This is a genomic window from Chryseobacterium gwangjuense, from assembly GCF_021311115.1.
GTDB lineage: Bacteria > Bacteroidota > Bacteroidia > Flavobacteriales > Weeksellaceae > Chryseobacterium > Chryseobacterium gwangjuense.
This window is the reverse complement of the sequence record NZ_JAJTNP010000003.1, coordinates 402,079-419,758: the sequence shown is the minus strand read 5'-3', so window position 1 is coordinate 419,758 and position 17,680 is coordinate 402,079. Positions and strand designations below refer to the sequence as shown.

The 17,680-nt window shown below is 28.9% G+C and carries 15 protein-coding genes; 2 read left to right on the top strand and 13 right to left on the bottom strand.

Translation table 11 applies throughout. From position 1 onward, the window contains the following. Positions 1-359: 359 nt before the first annotated feature. Positions 360-3,785 (bottom strand): HD domain-containing protein, encoded by a 3,426-nt coding sequence (locus tag LV842_RS08545; RefSeq protein ID WP_233111020.1) that lies wholly within the window; start codon positions 3,783-3,785, stop codon positions 360-362. Between the two features lie 106 nt (positions 3,786-3,891). Here LV842_RS08545 and LV842_RS08540 point away from each other — a divergent pair, with 106 nt between their 5' ends. Both LV842_RS08540 and LV842_RS08535 read left to right on the top strand, forming a co-directional pair. Further along, the gene (locus LV842_RS08540; protein ID WP_233111019.1) at positions 3,892-4,521 is read left to right on the top strand and encodes a hypothetical protein; all 630 of its coding nucleotides are present in this window, start codon (positions 3,892-3,894) and stop codon (positions 4,519-4,521) included. Between the two features lie 69 nt (positions 4,522-4,590). After that, complete coding sequence (locus LV842_RS08535) at positions 4,591-5,520, top strand: hypothetical protein (protein ID WP_233111018.1); 930 nt, start codon at positions 4,591-4,593, stop codon at positions 5,518-5,520. Between the two features lie 574 nt (positions 5,521-6,094). On the opposite strand, the gene LV842_RS08530 is transcribed toward LV842_RS08535, so the two are convergent. From LV842_RS08530 to LV842_RS08475, 12 genes are all read right to left on the bottom strand, one after another. Beyond that, a complete protein-coding gene (locus LV842_RS08530) occupies positions 6,095-6,343 on the bottom strand; it encodes a hypothetical protein (protein ID WP_233111017.1) in 249 nt (82 codons plus the stop codon). Positions 6,344-6,538: 195 nt separating this feature from the next. Next, on the bottom strand, positions 6,539-7,297 hold the full coding sequence (locus LV842_RS08525; protein ID WP_233111016.1) for a T9SS type A sorting domain-containing protein: 759 nt from the start codon (positions 7,295-7,297) through the stop codon (positions 6,539-6,541). A 170-nt stretch (positions 7,298-7,467) separates the two neighbouring features. Further along, positions 7,468-8,667 carry an endonuclease domain-containing protein gene (locus LV842_RS08520; RefSeq protein ID WP_233111015.1) on the bottom strand — a complete coding sequence of 400 codons (1,200 nt, stop codon included), beginning with the start codon at positions 8,665-8,667 and terminating at the stop codon, positions 7,468-7,470. 62 nt (positions 8,668-8,729) lie between these two features. After that, the gene (locus LV842_RS08515; RefSeq protein WP_233111014.1) at positions 8,730-8,906 is read right to left on the bottom strand and encodes a hypothetical protein; all 177 of its coding nucleotides are present in this window, start codon (positions 8,904-8,906) and stop codon (positions 8,730-8,732) included. Positions 8,907-8,947: 41 nt separating this feature from the next. Next, positions 8,948-10,852 (bottom strand): type IV secretory system conjugative DNA transfer family protein, encoded by a 1,905-nt coding sequence (locus LV842_RS08510; RefSeq protein ID WP_233111013.1) that lies wholly within the window; start codon positions 10,850-10,852, stop codon positions 8,948-8,950. Positions 10,853-10,864: 12 nt separating this feature from the next. Further along, positions 10,865-11,626, bottom strand: coding sequence for a DUF5712 family protein (locus LV842_RS08505; RefSeq protein ID WP_233111012.1), 762 nt, complete (start codon positions 11,624-11,626; stop codon positions 10,865-10,867). Then, the gene (locus tag LV842_RS08500; RefSeq protein WP_185205113.1) at positions 11,616-12,032 is read right to left on the bottom strand and encodes a BfmA/BtgA family mobilization protein; all 417 of its coding nucleotides are present in this window, start codon (positions 12,030-12,032) and stop codon (positions 11,616-11,618) included. The genes LV842_RS08505 and LV842_RS08500 overlap by 11 nt, the downstream gene beginning before the upstream one ends. Positions 12,033-12,138: 106 nt before the next feature. Then, entirely contained in the window at positions 12,139-13,029 is an 891-nt protein-coding gene (locus tag LV842_RS08495; protein ID WP_233111011.1) for a toprim domain-containing protein, read from the bottom strand. A 421-nt stretch (positions 13,030-13,450) separates the two neighbouring features. Further along, positions 13,451-14,539, bottom strand: coding sequence for a hypothetical protein (locus tag LV842_RS08490; protein ID WP_233111010.1), 1,089 nt, complete (start codon positions 14,537-14,539; stop codon positions 13,451-13,453). 280 nt (positions 14,540-14,819) lie between these two features. Continuing rightward, positions 14,820-15,098, bottom strand: a complete 279-nt coding sequence (locus tag LV842_RS08485) for a helix-turn-helix domain-containing protein (RefSeq protein WP_102978424.1) — start codon at positions 15,096-15,098, stop codon at positions 14,820-14,822. A gap of 98 nt (positions 15,099-15,196) precedes the next feature. Then, positions 15,197-16,216, bottom strand: a complete 1,020-nt coding sequence (locus tag LV842_RS08480; protein ID WP_233111009.1) for a hypothetical protein — start codon at positions 16,214-16,216, stop codon at positions 15,197-15,199. A gap of 3 nt (positions 16,217-16,219) precedes the next feature. Further along, entirely contained in the window at positions 16,220-17,443 is a 1,224-nt protein-coding gene (locus tag LV842_RS08475; RefSeq protein WP_233111008.1) for a site-specific integrase, read from the bottom strand. Between the last annotated feature and the right edge of the window lie 237 nt (positions 17,444-17,680).

Below are 17,680 nucleotides of genomic sequence, written 5' to 3'. Positions count from 1 at the left end.
AACGAAAAGTCTGAGGAAGTGATGACTGAAAAATTTATATAATACAAAAGCTCCTAAATTAGGAGCTCTATTTGAAGTCACAACTCGGGAATTGAAAGGTATTGTTCCAACCGAGGTATTATTAATTTTCAGAATAAGATTCCCAGGATTTCCTGCAAATTTTAAATGTGAGTGACAGTAAGACTTCCATTCCTGATGACAGTAGCTTTATTATTTCAGTTCCAGAATCAGAAGCCGTCCAAGTAAAATCGTGTAAGTGGTTATTTCAAATACATAAAAACCCCGTTCCTTGGTGCAAAAAACTTCTGAAATCAGATGATTTCAGAGGTTTCTCATTCCTAGAATGGTCAAAAGAGTGGCTAATTTTCATTTGACATTATCGTTCCATCAGTAAATTTAAATTCATAATCCCTATACTCTTCCCAGAAATTATTAGAAATTTTATTTACTAATTGTTCACGAGTTGCTTTACCAGCAATTATAACAACACCATCTTTATTCTTAGATGTTATTAATAAGCTCCAACCTTCATTAATACCTCTTATATAATCCAAGTCATCGTGATGCTTTAGTAGTTCTTTTTTATCAATTTCACTCAATTCAACAGGAGAAACAAACACCATTAAAACCCATGCTTTTTTTTGCCTGTTAAAACTATATCGATCATTTAATTCCATAATCCAAATGTCACCTCTTTTATTATCAAAATTATAAATATTAGAATTATTTCGATTTATGCTACTTTTACCTAAGTATAACCCCAGCTTCGAGTGAACCAATAACGGTGACTGAGAAAAAACTCCCAGTAATCCATTACTGTAGTTATGCATGCCTTTTATTAAATTTCCTGCTTTTTTTAAACCAAAATCATTAAGATTATTAAATAATCTTTCAGGTATTAAAGGGTATAAGCCTGTTATTAGATCAAAATCCTTATCAAAAACACCCCATTCATTTGCTTTGAATAAAAGTTGTTCTCTATCCAAATCACCATATCCATTATTAGATATATGATTCTTATTGAATTTTTGCATATTTATTTCAACAATCCCATCAATTATATTTATAGATTCCGCACTTATTAATTTTGATAAAATTAATTTCTGTGTTAGTTGCGTTTTTTCTTTAAAATCAAAATTATGAATACTTATTTTTTTAGCACGGATAAATTCTTTTATAGAAATATTCTTTCCTACTATGTCAGACAACTCTTTACTCTGCACGTCTCCGTACTCTGTTTCACTCAGCTCATTAATGAATAAAACATCAGCAAAGTTTATTTTATCTAAAACATAGTCCCACACAAGATTAAATTCAGTTGAATCGTCCAAAATATTATGTGTCTTAATATGCTCCCTGGCTATTTCAATGATTCTTTTAATATAGTCTATTGAAATCTGCTTAGCTTGTTTCTCACATTCTTTAGGGTAAGAAATAATCGATTTTCTATCAACAGAAATAATAGGTCTCAATTCTCCATAAAAATCCAAATGCCCATCGTAATGTATAAGATGATGAGTAAAATAATGCTTAGATTGGCTTAAGTGACGATCATCAATGGAAATTCCATCAATTGATAACCCATCATTACTTTTTAGAAAGAAGCGTCCTGCATTTACCTTTTTAAATGAAAAATCTAGGTTTTTGTTAGGTAAGCTTATTAAAGTCGTAAAGCTGATATCATTCTTTACAATTTTAATTGGATACGTACTTATTTCTTCATGTATTTGAGTAATAGTTGGTGCATCATCTGCTCTATTATGATTCCATAAGAGTATGTCATTAAGAGGTTCTGCATCTTCAATAATATCTATCTCAAGTACTTCTTTATTCTCTAAAACATTTAAAGGTTTAGAGAATATTGGAAGGCCTTGACCATCATTAAATTTTACCAAAATTTCTATATCATCTGGAACAATTGAAATAAAGTTGTTAATAAACTGATATATATGCTTTTGCCAAATTTCTGACATATCTTTAAACTTAGCATATTTTTTCTGAATACCTAGCAGTAAGAGTCCCGTCTTATCAAGCTTACAATTTTCTAAATTTTGTGAGATTTTATCATTTAAATAAACTTTAATAAGGGTTCCTGTGTTTACAATTCTTTCCTTATCTGACATTACTGCTGGCTTATAATAAAAATTATCATGAACTCCAGTTATTATACAAGAGACATAATCTCCTCCTTCTGATCTTGTAACTATTTCTATTTTCGTACCTATCATAAAGCAAGATAGAATTCCAATTCCAAATTGTGATGTAGGAGTAAAACCTCCATCCCATTTAGATTGTTCCTTATAAAAATCAGAAGAATTATAATAAGAATTTCCTATATTTAATAGATATTTTTCAATAATATCTTTATTCATGCCTATTCCGTTATCTAACGCGTAAATATACCTTCCCACTTCATTTTCTTCTATTCCAAACTCTATTTGTCCCTTAGTTTGAATATTTACTTTTCTCTTCTTAGAAACCATGCATCTGCAAGCGTCTAATGAGTTCTGATACAATTCTCTCAAACATGCAAATTCATCTTTGTATAATCCAACTCCTTTTAGTAACTCGAGAATTTTCTTTTGATTTAGCGAAAAGCCTAATCCTCTCTTAGGTGAAAATTGTGATTCATCATTAGATACATTGATTCTCTCTACCTTATCATTAAGATTCTTTATATACTCAACATTCCATTTTCTTTGAAATTTAAAATAATTTTGAATCTCTACTTCAATCCAGTCTATATACTGATGAAGCTTAAAATATGTTTCAGGGCTTTCACAATAAGCTCGATACGATATCAGACCATTTTCAATTGAATAGTTTGCTCCACTATTTTTTACTGCCCATTCTTGAAAGCTATATTCAGATTTAAAAATTTTTGCCGAAAGTATATTTAAAGGCGCCCTGTCAAAGCTGTAATGTATTATATCTCCTAATCTCAACATCATTGCAACCATTTGTAAATTTGCTGAGGAACTTCCGTAATATTGAGAATTTACACTTAATTGTTCTGTATATTCTATATTTTCACCATGTGATCTACAAATTTTTGCTAAATCATTTGCTAACTTTTTGCCCCAGGATGGTTGCTCAAATGCATTTCCAAATTTAGTTTCTAAGTTTTTAACATAAGTTTCAATTCTTATATGATGTGTTGCTCTAATATAATCTATTCTAATAAATTCATTAATAGATTTAAAATCCTCAATATCATTAACGCCTTTTAATTCTTTAGCAAACCCATTTCTAAAATTTTGGTAATCGACTAATAGATCTGCTAAATAATTTGTAAAATCTTTTTCGGTAGAAGAACAAAATATCCATTTACTTGGGAAACCAAAATCTTTATACAAGAATTCCTTGTTAGAATTTATAATATTTAATGCTTCTGTATGCTTTAATGGTGCTTTTAGATCATGTTTAATAGAATTTCTTTCAGAATAAAAGTTCTCATTCCCTTCTGTTAGCTTCATAACATTAATTTCATATTCTGAAGGAGCCATTGCACAATCATGCAAAAATGCTGATGAATGTAATAAAAATAACTCATAAGAAGAAAGCTCATTTACTGTATTTCCTAATAAATCTTCAATATTTTTAATAACTTTCTCGCTGTGTTTTTCATCATGAATATCAAATTCCTGTAAAACAGTTATAACTCTTTTAAGATGATTTCTTGCTTCTTTTTCTATATCATCAATTAGATTATAAAGTTTCAAATCTATTTTTACAGAATCCTTTTCAAGCTGGCTTCTTTTCTTCAATTCTTCTAATACTCTCATTAATTTTTTAGGTTTTTAACAAATTTACAAAAAAGGCTTTCTCTCAGACAAATACTGTATATCACTTTAAATCATAAATTGTATATTTGAGATAAATCATACATTTATGAAAAAATTACAGCCAAAATTTAATTCAAATACATTTCTTAAAAAGACCATTTGTGATTCAATGTATACTGATGCAAATCAGTTTCTATGGCGAGTACATCATTTGATTCGAATAGATGAATTTCATGATAGAAATTGGTATAGTAAAATATATGTTGATTTAATAATGGCAATTGAAACAGATTTAAAAGCCATTATAGTTGCATTATCTAAATCCTCTGAAACACCAGAAGATGCCTATAAATCTGCACGAGGAAAAGGTCATAATATCCAAAAACTTTATGGTGAAGTTGAATCAAGAGCAAAGAATCGTTTAAAATTGTTGAGTAAAAAAAACAAAGAACTTTTACTTACTAAATACACCTTACTAAATGTAAGTAACAGATATGATTTAGTTACTTTGTATGGTATTAGAGAAGATATTAAAAACAAGAACTTCACAGATAAAGCGGTTAAATATCTCTTAACTCATGAATCATTATTGGAGCTTGAAAAAATAGCAAATCTATTACATCAAGTTTCTAAAAAAGCAATTAAAAAGAAACCTATTATTGCTATGAGTGGGGATAAAATGACAAAATTCTATCAAAGAATTGATAAATTTAAATCAAATATAGGAAATATATAAAATCATAGTTTTTTAATCCTTATCCTAATAAGGTTTAAATCTTAAATAAATTTTTTATTAGTTTTAGCAATGAAAGCAACATATATAAATATTGAAGAAACGCAAAAAATAAAGAATATTTTACTCGAAAATGGAGACAATTTTGATTATGATCAAATTCTAAAATTATGTAATACTGCATTTCCGAGAATTCCAATTTCAATATATAATTTTCAAAATTTACCTTTCGAACTAAATCAAAGAGAGGCGGGAGGTCTTAATCTAATTTACAGAGCTCGTGAAATAAAAAATACAGAAAATAAACCTTTTGATAAGATTGATGAGATATCTTACATTCCTGAAAGTTTAAAGTATTTAATAGCGGATTTTGGCAGAGCCAACAAACCTAACGAGTCAATGTTCTATGGAGCTTTTGATTATCCCATTGCCTGCACAGAATGCATTGTTAACGGAAGAGAAGTTTTAGATAAAGGTTCATCCTTATTTACAATAGGAATGTGGCAAATAACTGAACCTCTAACATTAGCTCAAATCCCCCATTCTGAAAATACTTTTAAAGATTTTTATGATACAGTAGGCTTTAAGTCAGAAACAATACAAAGTGAAGATATTATAAAAGCAAATGAACAAATCAAAAAGCAAATAAACTCAGAATATGATTATAATAATTTAATGTTTTTTGCAGATCAATTTGCTAGATTTGATGAAGGAAATTCCTATAAACTAAGTAATTATTATAGTGACAGAGTTTTTAATAAAATAGAAAACTTGAAAACACAATATGAGATCGAAGGCATTATATATCCTAGTATTGTAAATTCATTTCAAAAGGAAAATATTGTCTTAAAACCATCTGTTGTTGACAAAAAATTAAAATTTGCTGGTGCAATGTTAGTTTGGTTTATTCCAGCACCAGATGGAAAAAGCGGCGCAAAATTTATTCCAGTTAAACAGCATATTAAAGCGGATGAAAATGGGATCTTACAATGGGATCTATAATAAAGTAATAGATATAATCTTTTATAAATATTGTGAGTTTAATTTTGAACAAAGAAAGAACGAATGACAAGCGTTTTGAAGAAACGAGAAGTCTGAGGAAGTGACGACTGAAAAATTATATTATCGATTTTTAATTATTCGTTTTCCTACAATTGTAAATAATTTTATAAGGGTTTGTTTTTTCGATAAAAAGGATATATTTTTGTTGAGCAAAGAACAGGACCAGTATAATTTGGACAGCTTCGGCAGGATTATCAGTGTTTGGGCAGTTCTTTTTCAAAAATTAAAAAAAGTATTTTAAATATAAAACACTACAATTTAAGTGAAGTTTTTTATAGATATGCTTACTTTTACCAAAGAAAAAACAGGGCGAATGTAATCTGGACAGCTTCGGCAGGGTTATGAAAAGTCTGGACAGTTTTTTCATTTTGAGTAAGAATGAACTCGTAAAAATCCATCCATAAATTATTTATGAGATGGATTTTTTTAGATATTTAAAGTTTTTACTGTATTGCATGATTAATGATATTATTTGTTTGAATTGAAAGAAATAAGATTTTAATCAAAAACCAATTCACAGCAAATTCTTTTCAAGGTCGGCTTCTAATAAAACTGGCTGATTTTTAATATCAGATAAAATTTTTTCCAAATCACTTCTCAATTCTTCTATATCCTCGTAATTATCTAAAGCAACTGGATCTTCTGTCCACATAATAACTTTTCCAGTTTTTTCGTTGAAATAAACTTCGTGCACTCCATAAATAGGAGTTTCCGTTGTTCCTGTATTGATAATCTGATAACGCCAAAAAGATATATTTTCCATTGATATTTATTTTTTTAAAAAATATGCTTACTTTTAACAACGAAAAAAACAGGATTTACAAAATCTGAACAGCTCAACAGCAGGATTTATAAAATCTGAACAGTTTTTTTCTTTTTAAGCTAAAAATAAACTTATAAAAATCCATCTCAATAATTTTAGAGATGGATTTTGTCTTAAAGATTACAATTCAAATAATTAATTAACTATAAATTTATGTGTCATATTTTCTGTTTTAAGAAGATACATACCCTTCAGTAGATTATCTATTAATATTGAATTGCTTCTTAAGTTTGATTTCTTAATAAGTCTCCCTTCACTATTATAAATAAGAACCTCATTTACCTTTCTATTAAGATACAGATATTCACCGTTTTTAATTGGATTAGGATAAATTGAAAGCTGAGCCACCTTATTAATTTCACTAATTCCCAAATTTGAATAGCATGACCAGGAAAGATCATCAATAGCAACTCTTTGCCCCGTATTAGGATTTACAAGCTTAATAATGATATTTCCTGCGATATTTATATTATCAAGTGTTGTTGTCACAACTCCGGAATTAAAAGGTATTGTTCCAACTTGGATATCATTAATTTCCAGAATAAGGTTTCCCGGATTTCCTGAAAATTTTAATTGTGTAGTGACAGTAAGACTTTTAATTCCTCCTGTAATAATAGAACTCGTAAGACTACCATTTCTGATAACAATTGCTTTACTATTAATTGTTTGATCGGTTCTGGAGTCCGAAGCCGTCCATGTAATATTATTATTTAACCAGCTATTTGATTCAAAAGAACTGGAGCTTGCTGGGATATTTTCAAAATTTTCCGATCCGCAAGAAAAGAACATTTTAAAATTCTGATCAGTAATTTCCTGATCGATTGAATTGCAGTAAAGCACATTAGAACAAAATATTAATGCACTGATAATTAGTAAATTGATTTTGTTTTTCATTTTTTTAAATTTTAAATTAATATTTTTTAAGGTTTGTTTTTAGATATGGAAACCCCTGTTCTGAACAGGTTCCAAAATTTTTTTGCTATAACACAGCGGTCGTAAAAATTGTTTGATTTAGTTAGTAGCTTCAGAAAAGCTGAGTATTAAGCTTTGTTAACTTAATTTTCTTATTGATATTTCTTTTTATCCAGATCGGATAAAAAATACGGTTTTCTTTTATTTCCGAGTAATATTTTCTTTAACCTCATTCTTTTATTTACAATTATAGAAATGTAGTTTATTCTGTAAACATTTAAAAAATTATAATAGTTTTTAAATGAGTGCTCTTGGCTATTGATTTTGGCAATAGCGTCATCTATTAGATTTTCCAGATTATCATATTCTTTAAAAGGAATTCTCAAAATATTTATTCTGTTTTTCAACGCATATCTATTCTTAATCCAATCACACTTTATTGTATTTTTAAAGCTTTTAAACCCTTTAAAATAGTCAATTGGATAATAATGTTGATGTCCATCATACTCAATTATTAAATTCAGTTTTGGAATAAAAAAATCACATTTTAATTCCATATTATTTTTCAGTCCAGGGAATTTCTTTTGCTTTTTAAAAGTTATATTTTGAAAGTTTAAATATTTGATAACTCTACTTTCACCAAGGGTATCATTTGGGTAGCAAACTTTACATTTTACAGATTCAACATACTTTTCTCTTTCCCATTCGGAACATCCACAATTTTCACAAATTAATTCATAAAAAATAATACCTTTATTATTTCGGTTTATAGAACCAAAGAATGAAAAAGAGTTGTTCTTATTTTTTAAAATATCATTTATTTTGTCAATGAGATCTTCACCATTCTTCTTTTTGTAATCTCTTGTTTTACAGCATTCGGGACAGATATTGTTTTTCCCAATCGACACTGCGGTTTGAGGAAACATTTCTTTATGATGACCAAACAAATTACATTTAACCATTACTACAGTATTGTTATTATGTAATTTTTCAGAATATTTAATAACAGTCTGTTTGTTTATTACTAATGGCTCTGTTGAAAGTTGAATTCTTCTATTAAGTTCAACAATAGGAATGCGAGTATTTTCACTTTGAATTATAGAAAGACATTCCGGACATTTTTTAGAGCGTCTTAATATCCTTGCATCCTGAATATCCTGTTCAAAAGGTTCACAATCATGCTCATTGCAACTAAGTAAAGCCCACTTTTTAAATTGTTTACCTGAAGGCTTATAGTAAACGTCAACAGGAGTATAAAAGTGTTGATTTTCTAGGTATAAAATCTTTAACTCTTCAAGAGAATTCTTACAAATATTGATTTGTTTTTCGGTCATTGTGAATGGATTTTTCATATTAAAAATTTTTACAAAATTATTTCATTAAATAAATTTTTTAATTTTTGTCAAAAAAGATTTCAATTATTTTCTGTAGTTCCAAACAAAGCCTTATCAAGTTCTTTATAATCTACTTTCGGCTTTTCCGCTGTTGTTTTAACTGAATCTTTTGTTATTGCAATTGAGATCAAAAAGATCATTAATATTAATAGGGTTACAATGCCCCAAACAGAAATTTTGCTCTGTAGTATTTTCATAACTTTTTTGTTTTTTTATAATTATTTAATGATTGTTTGATTTAGAGACTTCTGCTTGAAAACTTAAAATTTCTTTCATTTTCTTCAAGCTCAGTGGATGAATTAGATTCTTCATCTTCAATTATGTTGATTCCGCTAAACTCTTCAGAACTATTATCGGGAGCCGGATTCATTTGCCTGGATCGATCTTGCTTGCTTTCATTCTTATTAATTTCGCCTTTGAAAAGAGAAATAATTTCATTGACTTCATCCCGAACTTTTTCATAATAATCAGTAATGACGAAATCGAGTTGGTTTTTAAACTTACTGTCTATCTGATAGGCTAATTGCTTTCTTTTAACAGGTAAAAATTTCTCATGAATATAAGCTTCAGAACTTTCGGCAACTCTTCCAATGAATTCACCAACCGGTAGCTCCATAAAAACTGAATTTCTGAAAACGTCTCTTTCTTGTACAGATCGACTTTGACCAACGTTTCTCTTAAATGGATTTAGAAAATGACGTGAAGTATTACTGCTTTCAAAAAATTGATCTTTCTTACCAAACTGTTTACTGAGAATATCTGCAGTATGACTACTGGAAACCTGACCGTAAAAATGATTTAGACAACTCGCAAACAACACATCTGCTTTTTCTTTCGTATAACCATCCGTAAGCTGTGAAAGATCCTGGCAGAAAAACATACTTGCAATCTTATTACTTCTTCCCGTATTTGGAAGAGTTTGGATATCGTTAATAAAAACAGTTGGAAATTCATCCAGTAATACAAAAGAATGGTGTTTACGAGGTTGATTCAATTGTTTTGCAGCAACTGATATAACCAAACTACACAAAGGAGCTAATGTCGTTGCAATGGAAGGATTATTCCCCACCGTCAAAACAATTGGATTTTCCGGATTATTAATATTCAAATCAAAATCCTCTCCTCCGAAAATATACATAAACTCCGGTGTATTAATCTGTGCTACTGCTCCCTGTAATGATCCCACTACTCCTGCTAATTGTGAATTTGCTTCGCTCTCTAGAGCTGTAGCAAGCGACAATATCATTGCCTTGGTTTCGGAATTTGAAGATAGTAAAGCAATTAAATCAGTGTGATTTGTCGCAATCAATGCTAATGTATGTGGAAGATCACAATATTTAGGATATTCTTTCTTCAGAAACCAAATACATGCTGTCAGAAGATCTGTTGCAGAACGTGACCAAAAATCCTCTTTCTTGATAGATTCTTTCATCAAATTTTTAGTGATGGCAGAAGCATATTCCCTTGCATACGCTGAATGAGGTAAATATTTTGGATTTAAAGGGTTACATCTATGGCTTTTAAGTGAATCATTAAAATTCAAAACATAATGCTTAATACCCGAATCTGAATAAAAAAGTTCAATATCATTTGCCAGTGCCGGATATTTAAAATCATAACAGATACCTGAAAACTTTTTTTGTGCTAACTCTCGTATAAAGGGGACTGCAAAACTTTCAGATTTTCCTGCTCCGGGACCGCCTATTACCAAAATCCCACGAAAAGGATTAGGAATTTGAACGGTTCTTTTTTTGGTTTGTAAAGTTAATCCCTGAAATTTTTTCTTTGAATCTTTCAAAGATGAAAAGCCCGTAAATTGTTTATTAATAAACCCAAATGGATAAAAAATCAGTTTTTTATAAAAATTGAAAGGTGTTTTCAGTGGCGGAATTAAAGATTTTACAATCCAGAATTGAATCAGAATGTATAAAAGCTCTGCATATCCGAAACAAATTCCCACAACTAAAAATTTTAATCTTGCCAGGAAACTTGCTTCAGGAGATACCACTACTGAAAATCCGTGCTGAGATATATTGTATAAGAATGAATTAATACCTATAATCTTCACTCCTAGCATATACAATAAAAATAAAGACATTGCGACAATGATAAATTTTATCATTAAAATTGGATCTTTTTCCATGTTTATTATTTTTTATAGGCTTAAGCCCTGGTTATTTTTTTTATTTTGTTCGATAGTTTTTTTAATTTCAAATTGCTTTGAAGATTCCTGCTTTATTGCCGTTTCTATTACTCTTTTTCTTTCTTCGATTGTACCGTTTTTGATCGCATTACAATATTCAAAAGATTGTTTATAGTTTCTTTGAAAGGCAAATTTCTTATCAAAAGCTTCTTCGGATTTTTGAATAAAATTTTTACGGTCAAAACCTCCTTTAACCTGTCCTCTCGTTGTATTTTTATGGTTCGTCATTGGAGAAAGTTTCATTCTTTTATCTAAAGATTTTCTACTAACAACTATATGAACATGCATATCAATATTATTTTTCAAGTTTCTTTCGTGATGAATTTTAGCGTAATACATAATATCTTTAGCCTGTAATCCTTTTCCAAAATTTTCCGCATACTTCTGCATTACTTCGTTTCTTACATAATCTTTCAAAGCGTCACTTCTTTCTTGGGAGGTTTTGCCAATTTGCTGTAATTCTTTTTCTGAAGGACTCACAGTAATGACAAAGAATTTTGCATCTTCTTTTGTCAGTTTTTGTTTATTGTTATCAAGCGATTCAACCACTTCAGCTGAAGGAACTCTATCCTGGTAATGAGAAAAAAAATGTTCAACCTGTTTCCCCTCCTTCATTCTTTCCAGGTCTTCATGTTCTAAATAATCAATTAGGTTTGATGAACTTCCGGAATTTGAATATTTACCACTTTCGCCACCCTGAATTTTAATGTTCATTGTGATTGCTTTGATTTAATAATTTCAAAGAATTTTTTGTTTCCATAGCAAAAGAATTAAACCCTCTGATGAACTCATTAAAATGTTCAATTTTCAGAATTTTTGAAAGATCATTTTTAATTCTTTCCTCACTCGAAACGATTGCTTCAAAACTTGGACGAATAGTTTCTTTCTCCTGAGTTTTTATAAAAGCGATAATCTGATCTATTCTTTTTATCACTTTTTCAAGTTCAGTTTTTGGAGATTCGTGTTTAACCGGATCAAGTCCGGTTCTCTCAAAAAAATCTAATGAAACTGTAATAAATTCTTTCTTCGAAAGTCCTTTTTTTCTTACAAAGCTCTCCAGTCTTTTTAGGTCTTGTTGAGAAATAGCAATTGTTGTATTTGGCTTTTTATTAGATTCCATTATATTGATTTATATGTAATAACTTCGATGAATACGGCTTTTCAAGAGATTTATATATCCCTGATATATAGTTTTAAAAAGATTAAATATTGTAATTCATTGACGGTCAGTTATTTCCCCGAAGGGGCAAGATGAAACAGTGGCTCTGCCCAGTTTCGTCTTGCTGGATAAATCCACCCTTATCAGCCACGAGAAACTCATTAAAATCCTTGTAATCTTTATATATAAAACTATAATCTACTGCATTGGAAAACGAAAACAACAGTGCATCTTTTGTCTTTTTTCCGGCAGGATCATTGTCGAGAAAAAGTAATATTTCCGAATAGTTTTGAAGATAATTTTTGGCTTTGTTTAACATCGAAATTGAATTCAGAATTAGAATGTCTTCTTTCAATTTTTCTTGAAATTCGATATAAGAAAGTGCATCCAAAAAACCTTCAAAAACAACAATTTTATTGCTATCATTTTTAATTATCGAAATATCTTTTTTCAAAAGTGAACCTTTGTAAAATGAATTTCTAAGTTCCCATCCTCCGGATAAATTTTCGAATCCAACAGCATACAATTTTTTATTATTGATCGTAAATTTTATCTCTTTTAAAAATCTGAATGATCTTTGACTTATACCTCTTTCAAATAAATATTTTTTAAGGTTCCAATTCTGAATTTCCGCAACATCTGTAATGTTGTAATTTGGCTTCTCAATTTCCGTCTGCTGATGAAAAGAAGAAAAACTTTTCTCGGATGCCCAGGAGAGAATTTCATTGATTGAATAATTAAAATATTTCTTTAAAAAATCGATGTTATTACCACCAATGCCTTCTGAGTATAAATACCAAATATTTTGGCGCTTATCGAGCTTAAAAGATGCTTCAGTTTCGATTCCGAAAGGACTGAGAAACCAAGCTTCTTTTTCATTTTGTTTTTTTGGAAGGTGTCCTAGAGAAATGAGAACTTCTAGCAATTGCCAAGAATTGACCTGTTTACAATTTTTCATTTTTTCATTTTTTTTTTTTTGATTAGCAAAAATTCCTTTTAATAAAAAAGAAAACTTTTAAATACTTTTAATATATATTTTAGTAATTCCCGCAAACCATTTACAGGTAGTCGTTTGAGTTGAAAATGACAGGAGTGCAATACCGCAAGTGACAGGAGTGCAATACCGCAAAAACAAGAGTGCAATACCGCAAAAACATCAATTATGTCCGAGCGCAATACCGCAAACAATTGGTGAATTCACTAAGAATTTTCCCAATTGCTAATTTTCAGCTAAAAATTTGATGTGGAAAAGAGCGCAATACCGCAAAGCTGACGGTAAAAACTAAAATTTTAACATTTTCTTAACTTCAGAGAGTGCAATACCGCAATTGGAGAGAGCGCAATACCGCAAACACAGGAGTGCAATACCGCAAACTAAATTATATGATGACTGGATATGCATCCGGAAATCTTTTTCCGGTTTCTGATTCCCGGTAAACTTCAATAAGAAATTCTTGTAATTTCTGAAGGAAATAAATCCCTTTAATATTGGTAGAAGTTTTTCCTCTAATCCTGTTTTCTTTAATGAATCTTTTGTAAGCTTCTTCAATCTGATGCCTTATTTTTAAAATATTAGAATAACTATACAAGAATCTGGTTAAGTCAATATTTTCTAAATAATATCGCTGTCTAAAATATCTCATCCTTCGCTTTATAAACCTAGGATCATTAATTTTCTCCGTTAAAAGTTCTTCTTTACTATTTTTATTTAAATACGGAATAATTGAAATAGCATCATTTTCGTATTTATAATTGAATGATAAATACTTTAATTTATCAAGGTTTAATCTGATTGGTTTCAAAAACTTAATACAGAAATCATTTGAATTTTTATAATTGAGATTAAACTTCTGATTAAAAGTCGAAAGTTTCAGAGTCGTACCGTTCTCAGGAATCTTCGATAACCATATTGCAAACAAAACATGTTTGTTATTTCTGATTTCATAAACCAATTTATACATAACATGATTATATTCTGTTAAGACAATCAATTTTTTAAGCCAAAAACTACTTATTAAAAAAGAAGTATAGCCTCTTTCTTCATAGCTAGGTAAAGAGATTAATCCTCCAAAAGTTTTAATATCCTTACCTGCTATATTTTTTGATGTGTACCAACCCATTTTGAATTTTGTAAGATATTCATATGCTTCAACAATTTGTTTACTAGATCTTTTTTCTGAAATCTTTTTATTCCTGATTTTCATAGAGATAAAAACGTTATTTTCAGTTTCGAATTCTTCATCAAAAAGAGTAAGTTGTCTTACCTGCTTTTCAGGCATAAACTGGTCATTTCTCAGAATTGATATTATATTGAAAATAATTCTTAATGCATTTATGGGTATATCCGTTGCTTTATTATCCTGAAACAAAAAGTCATCGGCAAATTGATTACTTATTTTTATATATTCAGCATTCTTAATACCATCATAGCTTCTTTTAACAATTTTTCTACTTTGATCGGAAACCATATGTGTCATTTTTAATTTCTCTTTAATGCTTCAAAAAAACTTTTGAAAATTGAAATTATTTTCGAAAATAATTTCTTTAACCTTTCACTAAAATTCTCTCTGTAATATTTGTCTACGAAATTTTCCTGCACCAAAATGTTACAAGCTAATCTCCGAAGATGGTGTCTTGATAGTTCCGGATTTCTTTGAATAGAATTCAAAAATTCTTTCCTGGCTGTATTATTAGGTAAAGAATCTAGCTGTTTAATCAGTTTGTGTAATTCGTTCATTACAATTTTGACTATTTACGATTTCTTCTACCGTATTCTAGAAGCTCTTTTTTCGAATAGTAAAATCTCCCACTGAAATTATAGTAGGGAAGATCTTTATTCTTTCTCCAGTCAATGATTGTTGGCAAAGAAACATGCAAGAATTTTGAAGCTTCAGTTTGAGAAATAAGATCTTCCGGCTGTTCTTCTGATTTTTTTCCAGGAATAATGAAACTTTCTGCTTTAGAGAGGATAATCTCTACGGCTTTTTCTAAGTCATTTTTAGAATAGGAATAAAGTTGTATTGCCATTTTATTTAGTTTTAAATTAACATTGTAAAACTGAGAAAAAATGACAAGCTTTTTTTGGGGTAATTTTTTATTTCTGTATAATATTGATTTACAATTCTTTAAATGCAATTAAAAACTGATTTAATAAATTTTTCCCATTTTTTATATTCGCTACTTGTTGAGTCATATGTATAGTTTTCAATGTTTAACTCAATTGAAGAAAATGAAAATCCATAAAAACCTTTGAAAATTAGGTTTAAAAAATAGACTATTTCATCTTTAGACTTTGCTTTTATGTAGGACATAGAGTATAGTGTATATATATATAAACAAAGTTGGTGCTTCCAGTATTTGTTTTCTTTATCTAGTTCTCTAAATATCTGAAGATAATTATTCTTTGCAATAATGTCGATTGCAAAAGTTTCTCTTTTATTGAAAAAATAATCTCTAAAAATATATTGTGCTAGAATTAGATTAAAATTCCTTTTGTTAGAAGTATTCTTTTGAAGATCTGGAAAAGTTTCATTCCAGAACTGTGTAAAGATTTCTAATTCAATTTCATGTACGTTTTTACATTTAAATTTCTCAATATTTACTTCGAAGTTTGGAATTTTGGCATTAATAGATCTATTTAAGTAAACATATAGCTCATATAAAAGTCTATATTCTTTTTTTAATTCTATTCCTGATAATTGAATATTAAGTAATGCTCGATGTAGCGCTTCAATGTTCTTCAGATTTTCAGAAATGAACATTTTAAATACTACTTCTTTTTTAAATAGAGGGCTCTTTTGTCTCGATTCCTTAAGAATCTGCTTTTTCAGTACATCAAATTTTGATTTGAAATCCAATGTTATTTCATCATTAAAGTTTTCGTATTCGGCAGGAAAAAATAATGAAACCAGAAAATCAATATTTTCATATTCTTTTAAAGGTAAACATAAATTCAATAAATAAAATGACTCTAATAATCTTAATTTATTAAGTTTTTCTTTAAGTTTTGAAACATCAGTCTTATCACTAATCCTTATTCTAATTAATTCTTTATATGCTGCTTTGAAATTTTTATCTGTAAAATCTAATAGATTTTTAAAGTCAGAAATTTTTAAATTCTTAAAATTCGATATTTTTATTATCATAACTTATTTCCAAGCTTTATCCATTTGATCATCAGTAAATGCTTCTGTAACCTTCATATATTTATCTAAGACAGCATCTTTTTTAATATTAGCTATTTTCTTAATTGCTTTCGGCTCCATTCCTAATAAAAGAGAGTTTGTGATAAATGTTTTCCTGGCTGTATGACTTGTAATAAATCTACATTTTGGCTTGGTCAATGATTTTTTTTGATTGCCAACAAACCAGTGTATTGTGAAAGGTTGCGTTAGATCTGCTTTCTCACAACATTCTTTTATGTATTCATTGAATTTTTGAGATGAAATATGAGGTAATGGCTCGTAAATAGTACCTTTATATTTATTCAAAATCTCTTTTGCGTATTTATTAAGTTTAATAGCATGATTTTGAGTTTTCGTTTTTTGGATTGATAGTATAATATGTTCTTCAGAAATATTTGCCAGGTGAAGCTTTGAAAGATCGGAAAATCTTAATCCTGTAAAACATCCCATACAATAAAAATCTCTTACATGGTTTATTCGCTCACTTTCAAATTCTTTATTATAAAGAATCATCAGTTCGTCAAAAGTCAGATAAACGATATCGATATCATGTTCTGAAGCTTTGAAATCTTCGAATTTGCGGTTTTCGTTATAGCCTTTTTTAATACTCCATCGAAGCATTGTTTTAATTACAGCAATAATTTTAGCGAAGTAGTTATTTTTAATCTCCTTTTCAAAAAAACAATATTTTGATAATTCTTCAAAAAAATAGTCGTCAATTCTGTCGAATTCAATTTTGAAATTTTTGTCATTTTGAAATTCTTCAAGAAAGTTTTTAACCGTATTTTGGGCTTTTGTTGTATTGTAGGCTTTTGAAAGTTTTCCACTTTCAATAAATTCTTTAAAACAATCAAAGAAGTCAAAATGAGCAGTTTTAATTTCTTCTTCGCTATCATATTTCTTAAGGAATAGTTCTTTGGAGAACTCTAGCTTATTTGCCCGGAAAAAGAAAAAAATATCATTGATTTTCTCTTCAGCTTTCTGAAGTTTATCATTCAAAAATTGATAATTATTACTTGGTTCTTTTTTAGCGTTCGGTTTAACTCTGGAACCGCTCCAATATTTTTCTAGTACCGAAACACCTACATTTTTCCTTATTCTTTCTCCTTCAGCTCTAACAACAAACTGGACAGGTATTAATCCATTTGCATTAATTTTCTCTTTTCTTAATTCAAAACTTACTTTCATTTCAATTAAACCTAGATTAAACAAATTAAAGGGTGGCTAAAAAGGTGGTTTATTTTGAAATTAAATGAATGAAAGATCAGACAAAATTATATTTCAAAATTCTACACTATTCAAATATACTGATATTTAGATAGTTTAAGAACATTAAAATTAAATAAAAATATACGGTAGTTCGGTCCTGGGTACAAAAAAACCTCTGATTTCTCAGAGGTTTTTTATTTTTATATTCTTTCTGTA